20 protein-coding genes are annotated in these 18,846 nt (G+C 68.0%); 10 read left to right on the top strand and 10 right to left on the bottom strand.

Features of this window, described 5'->3' with window-relative positions; genetic code table 11:
- The first annotated feature begins 58 nt into the window (after positions 1-58).
- Entirely contained in the window at positions 59-778 is a 720-nt protein-coding gene (locus HNR22_RS02590) for a DsbA family oxidoreductase (protein ID WP_179778871.1), read from the top strand.
- Positions 779-809: 31 nt separating this feature from the next.
- Positions 810-1,085: a hypothetical protein gene (locus tag HNR22_RS02585; RefSeq protein ID WP_218906138.1), complete on the top strand. Its 276-nt coding sequence runs from the start codon at positions 810-812 to the stop codon at positions 1,083-1,085.
- 70 nt (positions 1,086-1,155) lie between these two features.
- On the opposite strand, the gene HNR22_RS02580 is transcribed toward HNR22_RS02585, so the two are convergent.
- On the bottom strand, positions 1,156-1,488 hold the full coding sequence (locus HNR22_RS02580) for a hypothetical protein (RefSeq protein ID WP_179778870.1): 333 nt from the start codon (positions 1,486-1,488) through the stop codon (positions 1,156-1,158).
- 95 nt (positions 1,489-1,583) lie between these two features.
- Here HNR22_RS02580 and HNR22_RS02575 point away from each other — a divergent pair, with 95 nt between their 5' ends.
- A complete protein-coding gene (locus tag HNR22_RS02575) occupies positions 1,584-2,606 on the top strand; it encodes an LD-carboxypeptidase (RefSeq protein WP_179778868.1) in 1,023 nt (340 codons plus the stop codon).
- Between the two features lie 134 nt (positions 2,607-2,740).
- The gene (locus tag HNR22_RS02570) at positions 2,741-3,814 is read left to right on the top strand and encodes a glycoside hydrolase family 43 protein (protein WP_343059650.1); all 1,074 of its coding nucleotides are present in this window, start codon (positions 2,741-2,743) and stop codon (positions 3,812-3,814) included.
- A gap of 66 nt (positions 3,815-3,880) precedes the next feature.
- On the opposite strand, the gene HNR22_RS02565 is transcribed toward HNR22_RS02570, so the two are convergent.
- The 3 genes from HNR22_RS02565 to HNR22_RS02555 are packed head-to-tail and all read right to left on the bottom strand — an operon-like array spanning position 3,881 to position 7,580.
- Positions 3,881-4,615 carry a DUF6338 family protein gene (locus HNR22_RS02565; RefSeq protein ID WP_179778867.1) on the bottom strand — a complete coding sequence of 245 codons (735 nt, stop codon included), beginning with the start codon at positions 4,613-4,615 and terminating at the stop codon, positions 3,881-3,883.
- Between the two features lie 9 nt (positions 4,616-4,624).
- On the bottom strand, positions 4,625-4,801 hold the full coding sequence (locus tag HNR22_RS02560; RefSeq protein WP_179778864.1) for a hypothetical protein: 177 nt from the start codon (positions 4,799-4,801) through the stop codon (positions 4,625-4,627).
- Position 4,802: 1 nt separating this feature from the next.
- Positions 4,803-7,580, bottom strand: a complete 2,778-nt coding sequence (locus HNR22_RS02555; RefSeq protein WP_179778862.1) for a CHAT domain-containing protein — start codon at positions 7,578-7,580, stop codon at positions 4,803-4,805.
- 681 nt (positions 7,581-8,261) lie between these two features.
- Here HNR22_RS02555 and HNR22_RS02550 point away from each other — a divergent pair.
- Both HNR22_RS02550 and HNR22_RS02545 read left to right on the top strand, forming a co-directional pair.
- Complete coding sequence (locus HNR22_RS02550; RefSeq protein WP_179778860.1) at positions 8,262-10,553, top strand: hypothetical protein; 2,292 nt, start codon at positions 8,262-8,264, stop codon at positions 10,551-10,553.
- A 69-nt stretch (positions 10,554-10,622) separates the two neighbouring features.
- Complete coding sequence (locus HNR22_RS02545) at positions 10,623-11,120, top strand: hypothetical protein (RefSeq protein ID WP_179778858.1); 498 nt, start codon at positions 10,623-10,625, stop codon at positions 11,118-11,120.
- A gap of 90 nt (positions 11,121-11,210) precedes the next feature.
- Here the strand turns inward: HNR22_RS02545 and HNR22_RS02540 are convergent, their stop codons facing one another.
- Positions 11,211-11,807, bottom strand: coding sequence for a TetR/AcrR family transcriptional regulator (locus tag HNR22_RS02540; RefSeq protein WP_246380630.1), 597 nt, complete (start codon positions 11,805-11,807; stop codon positions 11,211-11,213).
- An 80-nt stretch (positions 11,808-11,887) separates the two neighbouring features.
- Between HNR22_RS02540 and HNR22_RS02535 the strand changes: the two genes are divergently transcribed.
- On the top strand, positions 11,888-12,661 hold the full coding sequence (locus HNR22_RS02535; RefSeq protein ID WP_179778856.1) for an oxidoreductase: 774 nt from the start codon (positions 11,888-11,890) through the stop codon (positions 12,659-12,661).
- A 1-nt stretch (position 12,662) separates the two neighbouring features.
- Positions 12,663-13,031: a VOC family protein gene (locus HNR22_RS02530; RefSeq protein ID WP_179778855.1), complete on the top strand. Its 369-nt coding sequence runs from the start codon at positions 12,663-12,665 to the stop codon at positions 13,029-13,031.
- 21 nt (positions 13,032-13,052) lie between these two features.
- Here HNR22_RS02530 and HNR22_RS02525 read toward each other — a convergent pair whose 3' ends face one another.
- The gene (locus HNR22_RS02525; protein WP_179778853.1) at positions 13,053-13,223 is read right to left on the bottom strand and encodes a hypothetical protein; all 171 of its coding nucleotides are present in this window, start codon (positions 13,221-13,223) and stop codon (positions 13,053-13,055) included.
- Positions 13,224-13,648: 425 nt separating this feature from the next.
- Here HNR22_RS02525 and HNR22_RS02520 point away from each other — a divergent pair, with 425 nt between their 5' ends.
- Entirely contained in the window at positions 13,649-14,440 is a 792-nt protein-coding gene (locus HNR22_RS02520; RefSeq protein WP_179778851.1) for an SDR family NAD(P)-dependent oxidoreductase, read from the top strand.
- A gap of 434 nt (positions 14,441-14,874) precedes the next feature.
- Positions 14,875-15,588: a poly-gamma-glutamate hydrolase family protein gene (locus HNR22_RS02515; RefSeq protein WP_179778850.1), complete on the top strand. Its 714-nt coding sequence runs from the start codon at positions 14,875-14,877 to the stop codon at positions 15,586-15,588.
- 142 nt (positions 15,589-15,730) lie between these two features.
- Here the strand turns inward: HNR22_RS02515 and HNR22_RS31150 are convergent, their stop codons facing one another.
- The 4 genes from HNR22_RS31150 to HNR22_RS02500 form a co-directional block, all read right to left on the bottom strand.
- Positions 15,731-16,210 (bottom strand): hypothetical protein, encoded by a 480-nt coding sequence (locus tag HNR22_RS31150; RefSeq protein ID WP_246380629.1) that lies wholly within the window; start codon positions 16,208-16,210, stop codon positions 15,731-15,733.
- A 63-nt stretch (positions 16,211-16,273) separates the two neighbouring features.
- Positions 16,274-16,984, bottom strand: a complete 711-nt coding sequence (locus HNR22_RS31145; protein ID WP_343059649.1) for a helix-turn-helix domain-containing protein — start codon at positions 16,982-16,984, stop codon at positions 16,274-16,276.
- Positions 16,971-17,132, bottom strand: coding sequence for a hypothetical protein (locus tag HNR22_RS02505; RefSeq protein ID WP_179778848.1), 162 nt, complete (start codon positions 17,130-17,132; stop codon positions 16,971-16,973). The genes HNR22_RS31145 and HNR22_RS02505 overlap by 14 nt, the downstream gene beginning before the upstream one ends.
- Before the next feature lie 124 nt (positions 17,133-17,256).
- On the bottom strand, positions 17,257-18,441 hold the full coding sequence (locus HNR22_RS02500; RefSeq protein WP_179783366.1) for a helix-turn-helix domain-containing protein: 1,185 nt from the start codon (positions 18,439-18,441) through the stop codon (positions 17,257-17,259).
- Between the last annotated feature and the right edge of the window lie 405 nt (positions 18,442-18,846).

Below are 18,846 nucleotides of genomic sequence, written 5' to 3'. Positions count from 1 at the left end.
TCCAATTCTCACGCATGATGGCGCTACGAACAAGAAGTGAGAATAGAGGAGGAGTGCCATGAAGATCGAGTTCTGGTCGGACATCGTCTGCCCGTACTGCGGGCTGATGGACCACCGGCTCCACCAGGCCCTGGACCGGTTCCCGTACGGCGATCAGGTGCAGGTGGTCCACCGGTCCTTCCAGCTTCACCCCGACCTGCCCCGCGAGGGCGTCAGTCAACGAGAGTTGATCACGATGGCCGGGGCCCCCGCGACGACCGTCGACCGGGTCCTGCGGCCCATCGAACGGGCCGCCGAGGCGGAGGGCCTGACTCCCTACCACGCGGTGGACCGCACGCTCGGGCCGACGGACCTGGCCCACGAGCTGCTCGCCTACGCGACCGACCAGGGCTGCGGCGCCGAGATCTGGACGGCGATGTTCCGCGCGCACTTCGGGCAGGCCCGCAAGCTGTGGACCGCCGAGGAGGTCCTCGACTTCGCCGCCGAGGTGGGCCTGGACCGCGACGGCGCCGCTGAGGCCCTGCGCAGCCGCCGCTACCGGGCCCGGGTGGCGACCGACCAGCGCGAGGCAGAACGCCTCGGGGCACGTGGCGCGCCCTTCCTCGTGTTCGACGGCCGCTTCGCCGTTCCCGGGGCGATCGGCACCGACGACCTGCTCGCGGTCATCACCAAGGCGTGGGCCGAGAGCCATCCCACACCGCAACCACTGCCGGTCCTTGGCGGCACCGAGGGCGTGTGCACCCCGGACGGCTGTGCCGTACCCGACCGCACCAGCTGAGCCGCCCGCGCCCGTCGATCATGGACTTGTGGTGGGCGACAAGAGCCGCGAACCGTCTGCAAACGGGCACCACAACTCCATGATCGACCCGCCCGATGATCGGGTCAGGCCGACGAGCGCGCCGATGGACATGACCGAGGAGGAGGCGGTCGCCGCAGGGATGCCGGAGTGGGCCGGCATCTCCCACGAGCAGATGAACGTGGTCGGGCAACCGGCCCGCCCGGAGTACGCGCGAGCCCTCGGCATCCCCCTCACGACCTTCGCAGAATGGACGCGCGAAGCTCTGCGCGATTCGTCGCGGGGATGAGTAGCTGACGTGGGGCGGGCCTCATCGGGCTGCCCGTGGCCCTCGCCGTCCCGTACGGCGGATCATTGCCCTAGCGGGTGGCCTTGTCACTGAGGGACCGCGGGTATCGGAAGGCACTCAGCAGTGCGGTGACGACAGCAGCCGCCAGCAGGATCCTCACCACGTTGTACACCACCGTGTCGCCCGTGGAGTGCGGCGGGAAGACGTCCTTGACGAGCCAGCCCACGCCCAGCCCCAGCCCGAGGAAGGCGTACATCGCGGCCCGCAGGCGCGGAAGGTGCTGCGGGCGGCCGAAGATTCGGGGCACCGTATTGCCGCCACGGCTTTTGACGAGCAGAACGGCGGCCATGGCCAGGTTGGCGGCGGCGCACACGACGACCAAGGCCTTGTCCACGGAGTCCATGGGCCCAGACGGTAGCGCAGGGATGCCCGCGGTCAGGAGCGACTGACGTTGCATTTTGCGTAGCGCATTGGTGGGCGCATTGAGACACTGCGCCGGTGACCGGTCCTGGACTGCCGCAACCGCTTCTGCCTCGCGCACTGAGGCCCGGAGATCTCATCGTCATCGCATCGCTGTCCGGGCCGCTGCATGCCGTCTACGAGCCCGATCTCGACCAGGCGGTGGTCGTGCTCGAACGGATGGGATTCCGCGTACGTCGAACACCGCTGCTCCAAGCGGGGCGTCACCATTGGTGGAGCGCGGGCACGCCGACGGAGATCGCCGGAGAGTTCAACGCTTTGCTGCGTGACCCTGAGGTGCGCGCCATCGTCGCGCATGACGGCGGCCAGACTACGCTCGGCTACCTCGACCTGATCGACGTTGAGGCGATCGTTGCCGATCCCAAGCCGATCCTCGGCTACAGCGACATCTCGCTGCTGCATCTGGTGCTCTACGCACGCACCGGTCTGGTCGGGTTCCACGCCGACATGGCCACACCCGGGCTCGGCGGGGCATGGCAGCGTGCGCCCACAGCGCGCCAAGCCGAGCTGGAAAAGCTCTACGTGACGCTGCTGACCGGCACGGAGGCGATCGGCGCGCTGCCGGTCACGCCGTCGTGGGAATGCTGGCGGGCGGGTCGCGCCGAGGGCCCGTTGATCGGTGGGGTGCTCAATCGCATCATGCGGGCGCAGGCGACGCGGTACGCGCTGCCTCTCGAATGGTTCGACGGCGCGGTGCTGTTCTGGGAGGAGATGGGCGGCTACGCGTCGTGGGTGTGGAGCGACCTGCAGGTGTTGCGGCACTGCGGCATCCTCGACCGGATCGCCGGCATGGTCGTGGGAGTCCCGCACGCGATCGACGGACTCGGAGCACCCGACGCGTCCCCAACCCTCCCCGAGATCATCTTCGAGGTCCTCGGCGACCGTGACATTCCGGTCCTGGGCAACGTCGAGTTCGGACACGCCGGCCCGAACCTGCCGATGCCGGTCGGCCTCCGCGTCGCCGTCGACGCAGGGCAGCGGACGTTGTCGCTGCTCGAACCGGCGGTGCGGGCGCACGCAACCACGACATCGACCCGCTGAGCCGATCAGAAGACCCGCAGCCTCGGTGTGCCCGCGGTCGGCTCAGGTTCTGGCAACCACCGCTGTGGCTCGTCGGCTCATAAACTAATCTATGAGTATCGATTGCTGCCGGTTCTAGGAGAGGAATCCCGATCGTGAACGTCGGTAACCGAACCCTTCCGCGACTCCTCTCCATCCTGTTGGCCGCCGTGCTCGCCACCGGCCTGTCCCTGGTCGGCGCCGGGCCGGCGGCGGCCGGGCAGACCAGTCTGCGGGCCGCCGACCCGAGCGTGATCCGCGTCGGTGCCACCTACGTCTCCGTCCAGTCGCTCAACGGCGGGATCGCCGTCCGGCAGGCGACCTCCCCCGACGCGCTGGCTGCCGCAGCCGCGCGGCAGGTGTGGACGGACAGCCGCAACCTCGGTGAGGTCTGGGCCCCGGAGATCGTCACCGATGGCGGCCGCTATTACATCTACTTCTCGGCTGGGCGCGGCACCGCCCACCGCATGTACGCGATCCACTCGGCGTCGCCGGCCAGCGGCTACACGGCCGAGCGGCAGCTCGCGCTGCCCGGCGGCAAGTGGGCCATCGACGGCAGCCTGTTCACCTTCAACGGTCAGCGATGGTTCGTGTGGTCGGGTTGGGCCGGCGACACCAACGTCGAGCAGAACATCTACCTCAGCCGGATGAGCGACCCGCTCACGCCGACCGGCAGCCGGTACGTCATCTCCCAGCCGCGCGAGAGCTGGGAGCGTGTCGTGGGCAATCCGTTCATCAACGAGTCCCCCGAGGCGATCAGGGACCCCAACGGGCAGCTGCACATCGTCTACTCCGCCAACGGCAGTTGGAGTGACCAGTACTGCCTCGCCGACCTGCGGCTGCGGGCCGGCGGTGACCCCACGTACGTGTGGGACTGGTACAAGTCGAACGGCTGCCTGTTCGGCTCGAACCGGTCCACCATGATGGCCGGTTGGGATCCCACCCTGTACGTCAACGGGCCTGGCCACCACAGCTTCGTGCTGCTCAACGGCGACATCGCCACGAGTCCGCCCGCCGGGCCGAGGTTCCCGCTGATGTACCACGGCGTGCCCAAGGGCACCGCGTACTCCTGGGCGAACCGGCACTGGTACACGGGCACCTTCTGCTGGTGGGGCAACACCACCTACCGCCGCGCCAACGTGCCCGGGCCGACGGCCGACACCGGTTTCAGCATCAAGTTCTTCGAGTGATCGCTGTGTCTGCCTACGCTCACCGAAGCATGGCGAGAGCTTGATCGAGGCCGGCCAACATGGACCCTATTTGTTGGAGTTCCTGGGCAGCGGCAACCAGCGCCGGCGCCGAGGTGGTGTGACGCCTGCTCCTGCTACCGGATCCTCATCCATTGGCTCCACGATGACGGGCGGATAGCTGATGTGGATGACCCGGATCATGGAGCCGGGGACGTACAGCTTGACGGCTGCGGAAGGCGTCCTCACGGCGTAGCCGGTGCCACTGAAGAACAGGGGGCGCTGCAGGACGAGGTCGCGGCGATCCGGGTCCTCCTCTATCGCCGCATGTCGAAGGTAGCCTTCCGCCAGCCGCCCGTCGTTGAGTTCCACGGCGAGGTACGGCTCGCGACCCTTGGGCGACCGAGTCGCGAGAACGCGGACCGACATCACTCCGGCGTTGACGTGACCAACCCTGGTGGGTGCCCTGCGGCCCAGCACTTCGCCGGCCACAATGCACAGCGTCACGCTCAGGAGCAGCACCAGCCCGGCGGACAGGACGACGTGCCAGGCCGAGGCTCGTAGCGCCCGAGGATCCACCACCAGTTCGTGGAGTGAGATCAACCACGGCACGAAGCTCCCCAGCGCGAGCACCAGGACGCTGGCGACGAAGGTGGCGAGCGCGCCCGCGCTGAAGAACTCGATGATCTCCCTTGTGGGGTTGGGTTTGTCAAAGAGGACGTGGCGCCGGTATGTCTGCACGAAGCAGAAGCCAGGTGCCAGCGCGGCGATGAGAACGGCGACTGTTACCGCGTTAGCGGGCATCGGCGCCGCCTACGACGAAGGTGGGAGAGGCGGCGGTGGAGTCACCGGCGGCGGAGGTACCAGCCGTCCGGCTTCGTCGTCGTCCTCGATGGCGTCCTTGCTCACGTACGAGCGCCAATCCAACCCGAGGTCGTCGAGGTCGTCGAGCCCGTCGGGGTCAGGATTGGCGGGTTGTCGGGTCGTCATGTCATGAACCTCCACGCGTATCGCTGGGACTGCGACGGTTGACACCGAGGACGACGAGCCCGGCCCAGAGCACCGGCGGCGCCTCCGGCCGGCTCTCTCGCCACTGGCGTTGCGCCCGCCGAAGCGCAACCGACGGTGGTACGCCGGAGCTGAGCAGACCATAGAGGTGACCGAGGATCGCCGCCGTCGGGTGACTGTATTCGGGTTTCGTGGCCACCCCGTCGGGCAACGGAAACAGCCCACCCAGCACCGTCTCGGCACCCCTGCACAGAGCCACGGTCGGGATGCCCAGCGGGTCGGTGCCCTGACGTTGGTCAAGCTCGGCCGAGAGACACGCGTTGATCAGCAGAAGAGGGGGGAACCTCAGCCCGAGCATGCGTGCGGCCGACAATTCGATGCCGTCATCCAGGGCGAGGGCGTGAGCCAGACCGGGGCTTCCGTTGCCGTGCACGGTCATGGCCAGCAATCGGAGTGGTGAGCGTGCGTCACCGTCTCGCAGCACGGACAGCAACGTCTCGGGCGTCGTCAGAAATTCGACCGCGTCCCCGTAGGCGCTCGTCAGCGCTTCCCTTTCGATCCGCATCCCGTCAGGGTTGACGTTGGCGAGATAAGCCGCCGCCGGACCGTGTGACATTTCCTCCGCGTCCGATGCTGCCTCGTCCGCCAGGGCCAGACTGGGTAGATAGCTCAGGGTCGCGTGGTCGGCGAGGAACCGGTCCGTTCCTTGGTTCTCCACGGCCAGGGCCGCCCACGGGACCCGCCACAGCACCGGATCCGGGACGATCAGCAGGTGCGGCACGTCCCCGTACGGGTCGCTGCGGCTGAGGATGCTCAGGAGGCCCGCGGGCAGGAGGAGTGCCGCGAGCTCTGACCACTGGTCCCACTTGCGGGTCGCCAGCCGACGGTAGTGCCGGCTGCCCTCCCAGCCGTTTGCCTGGGCGCGGAACGCGGTTGGCAGCGAGCCGGCGGCTTCGTCAATGGCCCGGTCCGCGTGGCCGTCGGAGCCGTTGCCGGCGGGCCGACCGGGTGCCCGCATGAAATCGCGGATGATTGATGCCTGACGGTCCGTGGCCGTGTGGAGGTATGGAACGCGCACGCCGTCCGGGGAGGTCCAGATGCCGGTGATGACCAGCTCACCGTCGTCGTCGAACAGCCTGGCCTGCAGCAGATGCGAGCCGGGAGGGACCCTGCCTGCGGGCGTTCCGGGCGCTGTCTGGGCAGTTCCCTGGAACATGCGACGGAATCGGATCGAAACCAGGCTCTCCAGCCGCTCGTAGGCGGCGAGGCTGACGAGCCCCTTCCGCTCCAGGTCGCCGGGCGATCCGGTCGCGGACTCCTCGTCACTGATCGCGTCTTCATAGCTGGCTATCTCGCCGAGCAGTCTTGCGAGTTCCGGTTGAATGTCATCTGCCTGGCCGTTCACTGCGATGCCGCCTCGGAGGATCTGCCGCAGAGCGGTCCGGCTACTCAGGTCCATCACCTCGGCGAGGAAATCCAGGGCCGCGTCATCGCCTCGTTCGTAGCGTTCGTGGGCGAGCCGGAGTGCGATCAGCTCCTGCTCACCCATCGCGCTCACCAGGTGAGCCTGGGCGTCTCTCCACCCCCAACCAGCTCTGACCTCGCTCACCAAGCGCATCATCACCAGGTAGGCCTCCAGTGCGCGCACCTCGTCACCGCGGAGGGTGAACACGGTCGCTCTCATCAGGTGATGCCGGATCCAGGAATTGGGGCCGGCATTGTCCATCCGGTAGGCCTCGGCAGCTTCCAGCAGGTAGGTGTCTGCTTCGTCCGACCCGCCTTCGTCGGCGGCCACGCCGGCCAGCAGGTCGCACACATTGCCGAGGACGGTGAAGGCTCGCCATTTCCGGCTGAGTGCCCGCGCCTCCAGCGCATGCGACACCGCAGCCGCGTTATCGTCGGTCTGAACACAGATCACGGCCAGGTTGTATTCGATCCGCACTCGATTCAACCGGTACATTTTCCCGCCGGCAACGCTGATCGCCTGGGTCATCGACGCCCGGGCTTCGTCGTATCTTTCCTGAGCCAGATACAGATTCCCCAGCCCGGTGAGAGCTTCACCCAGAGCGGACGGGTCTTTGTGCTCGCTGAGATATTCAACGGCGGCCTTGAACTGCCGTTCGGCAAGCGCGTGGTCGCCTTGGACGAGCGCCCAGGCGGCACGCTGCATCGCGATGCTGTGCAGCACCTTCGGATATTTTCGGATTGCCGGATGGTTCGCGGCACGGTCCTGGAGCTCCCTGGCGGCCGCCAGCTCACCGCGTCGGGCCTCCACGTCTGCCTGCGCCACGAACTTCAGAAGCGAGTCCATCAACTGGATGTCACGCCAGCGAAGCAAGCCTCCCGTCGCGCGCCAGAGGTTCATCCTTGTCTTAAGACCTAGGCCGACGAGCACCAGTCCACCGATGACCGTCACCTGTGTGCCGAACTGGAGCCAGGTGCAGTAAGCCAGCGCGGCCCAGCTCGTGCAGGTGAGGAGTGGTCTGAATGCGCTTGCGTATATCCGGAGGACGGCGGCGTAGCCTCGGGTCGCAAGGCTGGGCAGATATACCTTATCGTTCAGGGAACGAGAGAGTTGAGCGACGATGAAGAGAGTCAAGAGCTGAAGAACGCTGGGCGACTTCTGACTGAGGATGACGCTCACGAGGAGAGTCAGGATGGCGATCTGCGCGACGATCAAGGCGGCGAGCAATCCTTGACGCCCCGCGCTCACTTCGCCTTGCTGCTCCAATTTGTAGGCTTGGGGCGCGCTGTCGACCATGCTGCGATCACCCTCCCTCGTCATCGATCCTGAGGAGTCTGAAAACCCGGGTAGGAGGCATCGCTCTCGATGGGCAAGCCTGTCACATCAGATTGGTCCTCGGGCTCGACGGATGCACCTTTCGCGACGTACCTACACATTTCCATGATGGACAGTCGGATCCCAGACAGCGCGTCAGGCACCAGGGCGAGCATCGGTGAGCCTTGACCGACTCGGCCGACCAGAGTCCCGCCGCCCCCACGCGGCGCGGTGTCCACCGAACGGGCGAAGATCGCCACGCAGGTGTGCTGCTTGAGCGACGTTCTTCGACCGCGGCGGGACCTCTTCGGGTTCCGCCGCGGTCCCGCGTTCCGGACCGGCGGCGAGATCGACTCGGGTTCCGTGAAATCGGGGTGTCCAGTGACCCAGGACTCCCCGACTTCCGTGTAGGCGAGTGGATCATGACCGGTGGGCGGCGGCACCCCGACCAGGCCGGCCGGCGCCGGGTTCGCGCCGGCGATCGCCGTACGTGCCAACAGCCGACACCGAACCTGCGGCGGGCGACCAGATTCAATGTCGCTTTAACCCACCTTATAGATAGCCGTCCCTGCAAAAGCGACTAATTCCGGCGGGGCGCAAAATAGTGACGCCGATAGATATCGTTGCGAAACATTTGTTCGGAACGCATAGACGGAGGTGTCGGTGAGGCACAGAAGACGATTGCGCTCAAGACTTGCCGCTGTGGTGGCGGCACTGGTCGTCGCACCGGTGGCGCTCGCCGCCGCCCCCGCGTCGGCAGGAGAGAAACGCCTGTGGGAGGTGGAGGTCGCCAAGATCCCCACCGCCGAGTACACCCGCGACGCCAAGGTCTACATCACCGAGTCCCTCCAGGCGCTGCGGCCGTACGTGGACGGCGGTTTGGGGCACAGCCGGATCGCCCCGGTCCTGGCGGACGTCGAGAGCCGGTATTTCGACGGCGCCCGACTCAAGAGCGCCACCGACGGTGCGACGGCGTTCGACAACCTCCAACATCTGGAGTCGTTCCTCAAGAGTCGGCTCTCCGGTGCCAGCCCGCCCAACGGCGAGGCCGAGCAGGCACATGTGGTTGCGCTGGTGGAGACCCTGTTCGGGTTGCGCCTGCTGGCGGACGCCGCGATCCAGGATGCCGAGGCGACGATCGGGCCGTTCCGGGCCAGTCCACCACCCGCGCCCGCCCCAGCGGGGCTGACTGAGGCGTTCGCGGATCTGGATGCGGCCAAGGCCAGCCTGGCCAAGGCCGACACGATGCTGGTCAAGGCCAACCCGGAGCCGGCGACGGTCCACGCGTCCAAGGCCTGGGCCGACGGCTTCCGCGTGTTGACCCGGCTGGGCATCACCTACGGCGGTGACCACGATGGCGACGGGGTCGTCGATGTGGTGGAGCTGCGGTTCGGGTCCAGCCCGCTGTTGGTCGACTCCGACGGTGACGGGTTGACCGACAAGTTCGAGATCACCGAGTTGGCCGGCTGGACCCGACCCAACGCGGTCGACACCGATCAGGACGCGGTCGCCGACGGTGCGGAGGACGTCGACGGTGACGGGCTCACCAACCTCGACGAGCAGCGGATCGGCACCTCGCCCACCGACCCGGACACCGACGGCGACGGCGCCACCGACGGCGCCGAGGTGGCTCAGGGTAGCAATCCGCTGGTCGCCGACCAGCCACGCGCTCCGCCGACGCCCGGCGACGTCCCGCCGATCGTTTCCAACCCGACGGACACCGACACCGACGGCGACGGCCTGCCGGACCTCGTGGAGGAGGACGGTCTCACCGATCCCAACAACGTCGACACCGACGGCGACGGGCTCTCGGACTTCACCGAGGACGACCTCTCGATCAACCCGCGTGTCCAGGACACCGACGGGGATGGTCTACGCGACGACTACGAGGTCGCCAACGCCGACTCCCAGGGCCTCGACCCTGGCCGAGTCGACGAGCAGATCAGCAAGTGGACGTACGTTTCCGACTTCCTGCTCGGCATGTTCGCCGGTGACTTCGCCGAGAAGGACTCGATGGCGTGGCTCGCCGGCAACCTGTGCGGCGGTGGGCTGAGCGTCATCCCGGTCGTCGGCTGGATCCTCGGCGGGCTCGCCGACATCCGCGACACGATCGCCGCGCTCATCCACGGCGAGTGGGTCAGCGCGGGTCTCAGCATCCTCGGCGTCGTCCCCTACGTCGGTGACGCGGTCGCCATCCCCGCCAAGGTCTCGAAGTTCGTCCTCAAATACACCCACCGCCTCACGCCGGCGGCGCGGTTCATCGCCAAGTACGACAAGATCCCCGACACCGTCAAGGAGCTCACCTACGAGCTCATCATGCCGGAGGTCTGGGCAGCCCTCGTCGAACCGGAGGGTCTGGCAGCAGCCGCTGCCGGCAGAGTCAGCAAGAGCAATTTCAATCGGCTGCTCAGTGGTGAGCGCACCGACCTCCAGAAGATTCACTTCGCGCTCAAGGCGGTGGGCAGCAACGGACAGAATCTGCACGTCCCCGGACCCAACGTCCGATGGGCCACGGGCCGTAACGACGGTCAGAACATCTTCGTCGACGAAATCATGGGATACCGTCAGGACAGAACTCGCGGCCAGCCCCAGCTCTGGCTGAGGCAGGCCGGCGTGCCAGGGCAGTTCGAGCCCAGCGGCCGGTCGGCCGACTATGGCGAGCACACCCCCGAAGGCTGGGTCATCCACGAGGTCAAGACCGGCGTCCCGACCGAACATGACCGCCACAACCTCATTCAGTGCGATGAGGACAAGTGGTACTCCGACCCGGCCAACCAGGACAAGATCCTGGAGGACAACAAGATCAACCCGCAGTTCCGAAACACCAGGATCAAGGGAGCCCAGTGGCACTTCATGCCACACGGTGGGTATAACTCACTCGGCCCATCAGATCTGGTGCTCGATTGTCTGAAGAAGAACAACATCCCCTTCACCATCCACTTCCCGCTGGACTAGCCGGGTTCCGTCGGGGGCCGGGCCGCCAGCCCGGCCCCCGACGCGTTCACCACGAAGGACCACGAACCCATGACCTCTGAACCACCCGCGTACGCGGTGCCGGGCGTCGAGTCCGAGGACCCCACCCACACCCCGGGCTACTTCTTCTACCGGGTCGACCGACTCGCCGGCTTTCCCCCGGTCGCCGCGGCCATCGGCCGCGCCCCGAGTGTCATGCCGGCGATCTGCTCGGACGACAGCGCGATGCGGGAGGCTTTCGCTCAGAGCCGCGGCGCGCTCTGCCGGCAACTCTGGGTCGGCACCGACGACGGGCTGCACTGGGAGTTGAGCTTCGGCGACGGAGTGAAGTTCATCGTCGACCCCGGGGACGAGCCCGTGGACTTCCTCCGGGACGCGCTCGTGGCGCAGCCGGGCGTCAGCTCAGCCGAGCACTACTGCGACGAGAACTTCAAGGTCGAGACGACCCGGGTGCTGCGCGCCGACGAGATGGCCGCCTACTTCATCGACACCGTCGTCGCCGCCCACCGCGAGTTCGCCCGCAGCCAGGGCATCGACCTGCCGTACTGAGGCACCGGCCTACGAGACAGTCCCGCCGGCCAGCGCGAAGCTCACCAGGATCGCGCGTGCCGGGGGCCCGGGCGACATCGCGGGCAGCGACTATGTGGCGTTCGACGATGCACGCAATTTCCGCGTGCCGTGGCTCAGGCCGTCGAAGAGGATCGCGGTGATCTGCCGGGCCTCCTCCTGCCACCCGTCGGTGGCACGCATCTCGCAGATGCCGCCCATCGCGCGCAGCAGTGTGCGCCCGGTGACGTCGTCGCGGATGCTCGCCGCTGCCGCTCCCGCGGCGAGCAACTCATCGAGTGACTGCGCCATCCGGGTGCGGGCGTCGTCGAAGACTGGGGAGTCCGTGGCCATGATGCTCTCCAACGCCTCGGCCATGCCCTTGCCGATGGCGGCGTGGTCGACGAGCAGCAACAGGAAACGACGCAGGGCTTCGTCCGGGGTGTGCTGGCCGAGGAGTTCCGCGGGGGCGGCGCACAGTTCGTCGACCTCTTGGCGGTAGACCGCCTCGATGAGGGCTTCCCGCGTGGCGAAGTGGCGGTAGAGCGTCCCCACCGAAACTCCCGCCTGTCGCGCGATCTCCTCCACGCCGGTGTCGGCCTCGCCGCCGAGGAACATTCCCCGGGCCGTGGTCAGCAGCGCCTCGCGGTTGCGGCGCGCGTCGGCGCGCAGCGGCCGTGATGTTGGCAACAGATCCTCCGCAAGGTGAGTCCGACTCCGCTTATGCTAGTTTTCCGGAGTCCGGTTCACCTTACTGCAGAGGTACACACATGACCTACTCGGAAGACGGCCTCAGCGGCCTTCGCGTGCTGGTCACCGGCGGCAGCCGTGGCCTGGGCGAGGCGACCGTCCGCCGTTTCGCCGCCGCCGGGGCAACGGTCCTGACCGCCTCGCGGGGTACGCCCCCGGAGGACCTGCCGGCCACCCACTTCCCCGCCGATCTCGCGACCGAGGACGGGGTGGCCGAACTCGGCCGGCTGATCATCGACCGCGTCGGCGGGGTGGACGTGCTGGTCAACAACGCGGCTGGTGCGAGCGCACCCGCGCCGACCCTGCAACGCTCCGACGCGTCCTGGTATTCGGACCTGGAGATGAACCTGCTCAGCGCCGTCCGACTCGACCGGGCGCTGGTCCCCGGCATGGTCGAACGAGGTTCCGGCGTCGTCGTGCACGTCTCCTCGATCGCCAGCCGGCTGCCGCAGCGCACCGAGGCGTCCTACGCGGCGGCGAAGGCGGCACTGAATGTCTACAGCCGCGAACTGGCCACCGAGGTGGGCCCGCACGGGGTACGTGTGGTGTGCGTCCTGCCGGGCTTCGTGGCCACCTCCGGCGCCGTCGAGCACCTGACTCACATCGCCGACCAGCAGGGCATCGGCCTCGAAGAACTCAAGCAACAGATCGTGGAGCACCTGAACGTTCCGATGGGTCGGCCCGGCGATCCGGAGGACGTGGCCGAGATGATCGCCTTCCTCGCGTCCCGGCGTGCGAAGTGGATCACCGGCGCGGAGTTCCGCGTCGACGGCGGAATCATCCCGGTGGTCTGACATGACCATCAACCTTGCCGCCATCATCATCGACGCGGCCGACGTGGACTCCGAGAGCACGTTCTGGCACCGGTTGCTCGGCGGCTCGATCACGAAAACCGAGAACCATCACTTCCTGCGCGTCGACGGGTTCCCCGCAGTCGTGATCCAGCGAGCTCCGGGACACGTTCCGCCGGCCTGGCCCCAGGACGGCGCCCAGCAGTTGCACGTGGACCTGGCCACCGACGACCTCGCCTCAGCGGACAGAGCGGCGCTCGAAGCCGGCGCACGTCGGCTGCGTCCCACGGACGACGCCGATCTCGCCACCCACCAGGGCAGCCGTGTCTACGCCAGCCCCGCCGGACACCCTTTCTGCCTGCGGCCTGCCTGACACCTCTGGTGGTCCGACCGGTCAGCGGGTGAGGCCGACCAGCGTCGCCAGTCGCGCCACGCCGGCCGGTGCCGGCTGAGCGCGGGCGATCTCGGCGATCACCGTACGCGCCAAAGGCCGGCACCGAACCTCGGCCGGCGCGACGCTGTCCGCGTCCACCAGGGCCCGTGCGGCGCCGCGCAGGTCACCCACCTGGAGGTACGCCCGCGCGATTGCGACGACCCCCGCGGCCCGGTCGGTCCTTCACCAGCAGCGACGAGGTGTTCCTGGGCGATGGCGGACGAGCAGATGATCGATCCGGTCAAACCGGCGTCGTTCACAACGGCTCCGACCCACAATGTGCAGGGCGGTATCCGCGGCCGCCATGCGCAGCGCCCGGTTGTGGCTGGGTCATCACCGCAGACCGATACGAAAGACCCAGGAACCCCGAGGGGGACTTTCCTCGCAGTGAGATCAATCGGCCGTGGCAGCAGGTAACCAACGGTCCGACCCCACCAGCGTCAGCCACTCACGCGGTGCTCATCAGATGCTCATTGGTCTGCGGCAAGGTCGAGAGGAGCGCCTGCCGACTTGCGGCAGGCGCACCGGTCGGCGACCACTCACTAGGAGAACAGCACGTGGACCTGCAGCTCAGCGGCAAGACCGCATTCATCAGCGGATCCAGTCAAGGCATCGGTTACGCAATCGCGAAGGCCCTGGCCGGCGAGGGTGTGAACGTGGTCCTCAACGGCCGTGACCCGGCAAAGCTGGCCGAGGCGGTCGACGTGTTGCGTCGGGAGGCGCCCGGCGTATCCGTCACTGGCATTCAAGCCGACTTCTCCGTTGTCGATGACGTCGACAGGCTGTGCGACGAGCTGCCCAGCGTTGACATCCTCATCAACAACGTCGGGCTCTTCGAGCTCAAACCTTTCGACCTCATTTCCGACGAGGAGTGGCGGCTCTACTTCGAGGTGAACGTGCTCAGCGGGGTCCGGCTTGCGCGGCACCTCATGCCGGCAATGCTCGATCGGGGGTGGGGCCGGATCGTGTTCGTGAGCAGCGAGTCGGGCGTCAACATCCCCGCCGACATGCTTCACTACGGCACGTCCAAGACGGCGATGCTCGCACTGGGTAACGGCCTGGCCAAGCTTACGAAGGGCACTGCGGTAACCGTTAACTCGGTGCTGGGCGGCCCCACATATTCCGCCGGCGTCGCCGAAACGGTCAAGTCGCTGGCCGATGCCCAATCCCTGCTGGAGGACGACCTGAAAGTGGCGATCATCGGCGCCAACCAGACCTCCCTGCTGGGACGCTTCATCGAACCGAGTGAGATCGCGAACACCGTGACCTTCCTCGCCAGTCCCGCCGCGTCCGCAATCAACGGATCGGCGGTACGCGTCGATGGAGGTGTGCTGACAACGATTCTGTGAGTCCGCGGCGGGATTGACCCGCCGAGGCCCGCACCGGTGGCTGCGTCGGCGGCAGGTCGTGGGATCACCGGGGCGAGCCCACAGTAGGCGGCGAGGTGGCCCGGGCGGCGAAGCTGCTGCCGTCGCCGGTCGAGCAGGAGCCGGGCTGCGGTCCTGCTCGACCGCGATGCGGGCATCGGGGTCAGGACCGCTCATCGTCACGCCCCGGCGTAGCCCCGCGCCGTCGTCCTGGGCCGGAGCAGCCGGCCAGTCAGCGGGTGAGGCCGACCAGCGTCGCCAGTCGCGCCACCCCGGCCGGCGCCGGGTTCGCGCGGCACGGCCACCGCGACGGCAAGGGCCCGCCGCCGACAAGGCGAGACGTGGCGATTACTGGCGCTGAAGAAGATTCTCGCTGAGACTACGGCGTTGCCCTTCAGCGTCGACAGGAGAGCCAGATGAACCGTTCGCCACGGTGGATGCTCAGTGCCCTCGCCGTTCCGCTGGCACTGCTCGCTGGGTACGGCGTTGCCCGGGTGGGTCACGCGCCAGCGCAGCCCGCGGCCGAACCGGTGCCCGACGTGGCGGAGTACCCGTCGATGACCGCGCTGCGCAAGGTCGAACAGGCGGGCGTCGCGTATGACCTCACCTGGGCGATCACCGGGTCACCGCTGATCGTCGTGGCCCCGCACGGTGGCGCGATCGAGTCACGCACGAGCGAGATCGCGGGTGCGATCGCCGGCAGCGACCACTCCCAGTGTCAGTTCAAGGGCAAGTTGCCGAGTGGACAGAACCACCCACGGCTGCACGTCACCAGCACCAATTGGGACGTCGAGGAGTGCCTGATCCTGATCGCTGAGCGCCGGCACGCACTGGCCGTTCACGGCACCTCCCTACCGAACAAGGTCGCCTACGTAGGCGGACGGGACGTCAACACGGGTGCCGCGCTGGCGACCGCCCTGCGCGCCGCCGGCTTCACCGTGGTTCAGCCCGCACCTGGCGAGGTCGCCGGCACGTCGGTCGACAACTTCGTCAACAAGAATGCCGACGGTGCCGGTGTCCAACTCGAACTGACCCTCGATCTGCGGATGGAGCTGTTCCCGACGAAGGACGGCCCGCCGTCGACGCGCGGGCAGGCCTTCGTCGACGCCGTGCGGAACGTCTACGCCTAGCGGATCTTCTGGCTGCTCACCGATTCAGGGCGGCACCTGGACCTCGACGGCTTGGGGGCGGAAGAGAACCTGCGGCGGACCGGGCCTGGTCACCCAAACCTGAACAGCGGACACCCCCAGGTCCTCCGCGTGAGGCAGCCGGTCAGCGGGTGAGGCCGACCAGCGTCGCCAGTCGCGCCACCCCCGCCGGCGCCGGGTTCGCGCGGGCGATCTCGGCGATGACGGTACGCGCCGACGGCCGGCACCGAACCTCAGCAGGCGCGACACTGTCGGCGTCCACAAGGGCGCGTGCGGCGCCGCGCAGGTCACCCACCTGGAGGTACGCCCGCGCGACATCAACCAGGTATGCGCCCCGATACTCGGCCGGCAACCGCCGCCACGCCTCCCGCCGAACCAACGACAGGTGCCTGCGCAGCGCCTCATCGGCGTCACCCCGCTGCGCCGCTGACACCACCCGCGCCAGGTCGACGGCGATCGGCCCGAAGCTGGTGCGGTGCGTGTCGTCGTACCCCCGAAGGTTGGTGGCGACGCCCGCGGCCCGGTCGGTCAACTCCTCAGCGCGGCGGGCGTAGCCGCAGCCAGCGGCGGCCAGTGCGGCCTGCACCAGCAGCGTCCCGCCCACAGCCCGCTCCCCCGCCCACCACCCCCGGCCCTCGCCCCCGTGATCATGAGGTTGGCGGGTGGTTTAATCTCCATCCGGCCCGTCAACCTCATGATCACCGAAGCGGGACGGGGTCGGGTCGGGGGTGGGCGGGAGGATGCGGTTCGCGGCCGTGAGGGTCGCGGCCAGGGCCAGGCGGTCGCGGTGTGACGCGCGCAGCGCCTGGGCAACCGAGATGGCCGCCGTTGCCGCCAGGATCGGGTTGTCGCCGGCGGCGGCCATCGCCCGGTCGGCGGCGAGCCAGGCGAGGTCGGCCTCGCCGAGCTTCACCAGCAGCAACGAGGTGATCCGGTACGCCTGCACCAGCACCTCCGTCGACCGCGCGCCCTGAGCGGCGTCGAGCAGACCCGGCAACACCCGCACCAACTGCCCGTAGTGCGCGTGCTGGTAGGTCAACCAGGCGTACCCGACCTGCCTCCTGACTTCCTCCGTCGTCTGGGCCGGGGCCTGCGGGATGTCGTAGCGGGCGAGCGCGGCCCGGATGTCGTCCACCCCGTCCGGAGGGCCGGCGGGCGTCGGCCGCTGCTGGCCGAGCAGCACCTCCGGGTCGACCCGCAGGACGTGGGCCAGTTCCTGGATCACCGAGTACCGGTCCAGGGCGCGGGCGCCCCGCTCGATCTTGTCCACCCAGCTCTTCGACCTGCGCAACCGGTCGGCAAGCATCTGCTGCGTCATCGACCGCCGCACCCGCCAGCTCGCCACCCGGCGGCCGATGGGGATGTCATCGCTGGTCACGCCGCCACCGCCGGTCCGGGACCGCGCGGGTCGTGTCCTCAACGGGTACGCGCTCCGCCTCGGCCTGGGCTAGAAGGCGCTGTTTGGCAGCCTCCCGCTCGGCCGCCTCACCCTTGTTCTCTGGAGCGTTGTCGTCCTGACTGCTCATCCCCGCCTCCTCCGGTGGAGACCCAGCAGCTCAGGATCGACCGTTGCCGTGCTGGACCATCAGGACGTGCTCACGTCCCAAACCGGACAGTAGGGCGGATTGGTGATGTCGCGATTACTGGCAGTTATGCGGCCAGGTTGATGCCGATGCGGCCGGCGAGCAGGCGCAGCTCGTCGGGGATGGCGCGGCGCTGGGCGCGCTGGGCCAGGGTCACCACGGCATCCCGTGCGAGGGGGTTAACGGCGAACGGAATCGGGGCGGCCCGCTCGGCCTGTACGAATGCGGGAAGCGCCTCGACGTCACGGCGACCGCCGTCCGCCATGGCGCGACCGAGGTCGAGCCAGTAGGACTGCTGGCGGATCGAGGCTGCGAGCACCTGCGGCCGGACCGTCCGAGACAGCTCAATGACCCGGCCGGATTCGCCCTGCTCGGCGGCGATGGGCATCTGCCACAGCCCGACGTTGGTTGGTCCGAACCCACAGCCGTTGAAGCCCGCGCCGTCGACCGGATCCCCGAGGGTCGCCGCCTCCCGGGCCGCCTCTGCGAGGTGATCGCGAGCTACGTCCAAGCGACCGCTGACTGTTGATGTCAACGCGGCCGAGAGATGGAGCTGTCCGAGCATCTGTCGTACCCGCTCGTCGGTGGCGTCAGCTTGCAGCTCGGTTAGTGACCGGTCGGCGGCACGGGCCGCGACCGGTGCGGACTCAATCGGGAGGCTTTGCGCATAGGAGAAGCGGGAGGCTGCGATCCATGCCGGGTCCTCGGCGTCTTCGGCGACCGCTCCAGCGAGCCGGGCGGCGTTGAGGGCCAGGTGGCGGTAGCCGAGGTTTCGCAGGCAGGTCGCGGCTTGGTAGGCGGCCTGGACGAGCACGGTGCCGCCAATGGCAGCGGCTTCAAACAGGAGACTGGGCAACATGCGCGCCATCGTCGGGTAGTTACACGAGGTACGAAGCTGCTCGGCGCGCGCGATCTCGGCCGCCAGGCGATCCATTGTGTAGGTCGACGGGCGGCGCTCGCCATCCTCGATCTCGATCAGGGCCGACCAGATCGCCGGCACGCACTCAGCGGCACTCTCGCGGGCGGGGTCACCGGACTCAGTGCCTTGGCCGAGCAGGTCGGCCACCGTGACCTGGAGTGCAGCAGCGAGAGCCACCAGAGTGGAACGACGGTCAATGGTCTTGCGACCCGACTCGACCTGCGACACGTACGACTGAGTGACACCAGCGAGTCCGGCGAGCACGGCCTGAGTCATGCCACCACGGCGCATCCGCCAGTATCGAATCCTGGCACCGATGGTGTCCGGCTTCATCACCATATCTACACCACCCCCAGGTAAAGGAGTCGATTGCGGTGCTAAGCCTCCACCCCCGCACGGTACACCGCAGAGCATCGAAGTAGTGACGCTGAGCGGCCATGTGCGGCTGCCCGCCGGACGCGTCACACCAATCAGCACCCTACCGCTCGTCGCTGCTAAGCCCGCAGACGGCATCGCACCAGGTAGAACGTAGTTCAGTGTCCTGCCAGCTAAGCCAGAGGCGCGCTACCGGGCATCAAGCGGCGGGAACATAACGGAAGAGCGTGACCCTGGCTGCAACCCGCCACGTCGAGAAGAAGCTCTTTGCCGCCGACGCCACCGCATCCGGGCCAGGCACCACCGATCCGCCTACAAGAGTCTCGACAAGATTCCGACAGAAACGACCCCTCTTCAACTCTT

Source organism: Micromonospora jinlongensis, from assembly GCF_013410645.1.
Classification (GTDB): Bacteria; Actinomycetota; Actinomycetes; order Mycobacteriales; family Micromonosporaceae; genus Micromonospora; species Micromonospora zamorensis.
Note: the sequence above shows the minus strand (reverse complement) of the source record. Positions and strands in the feature narration are given on the sequence as shown.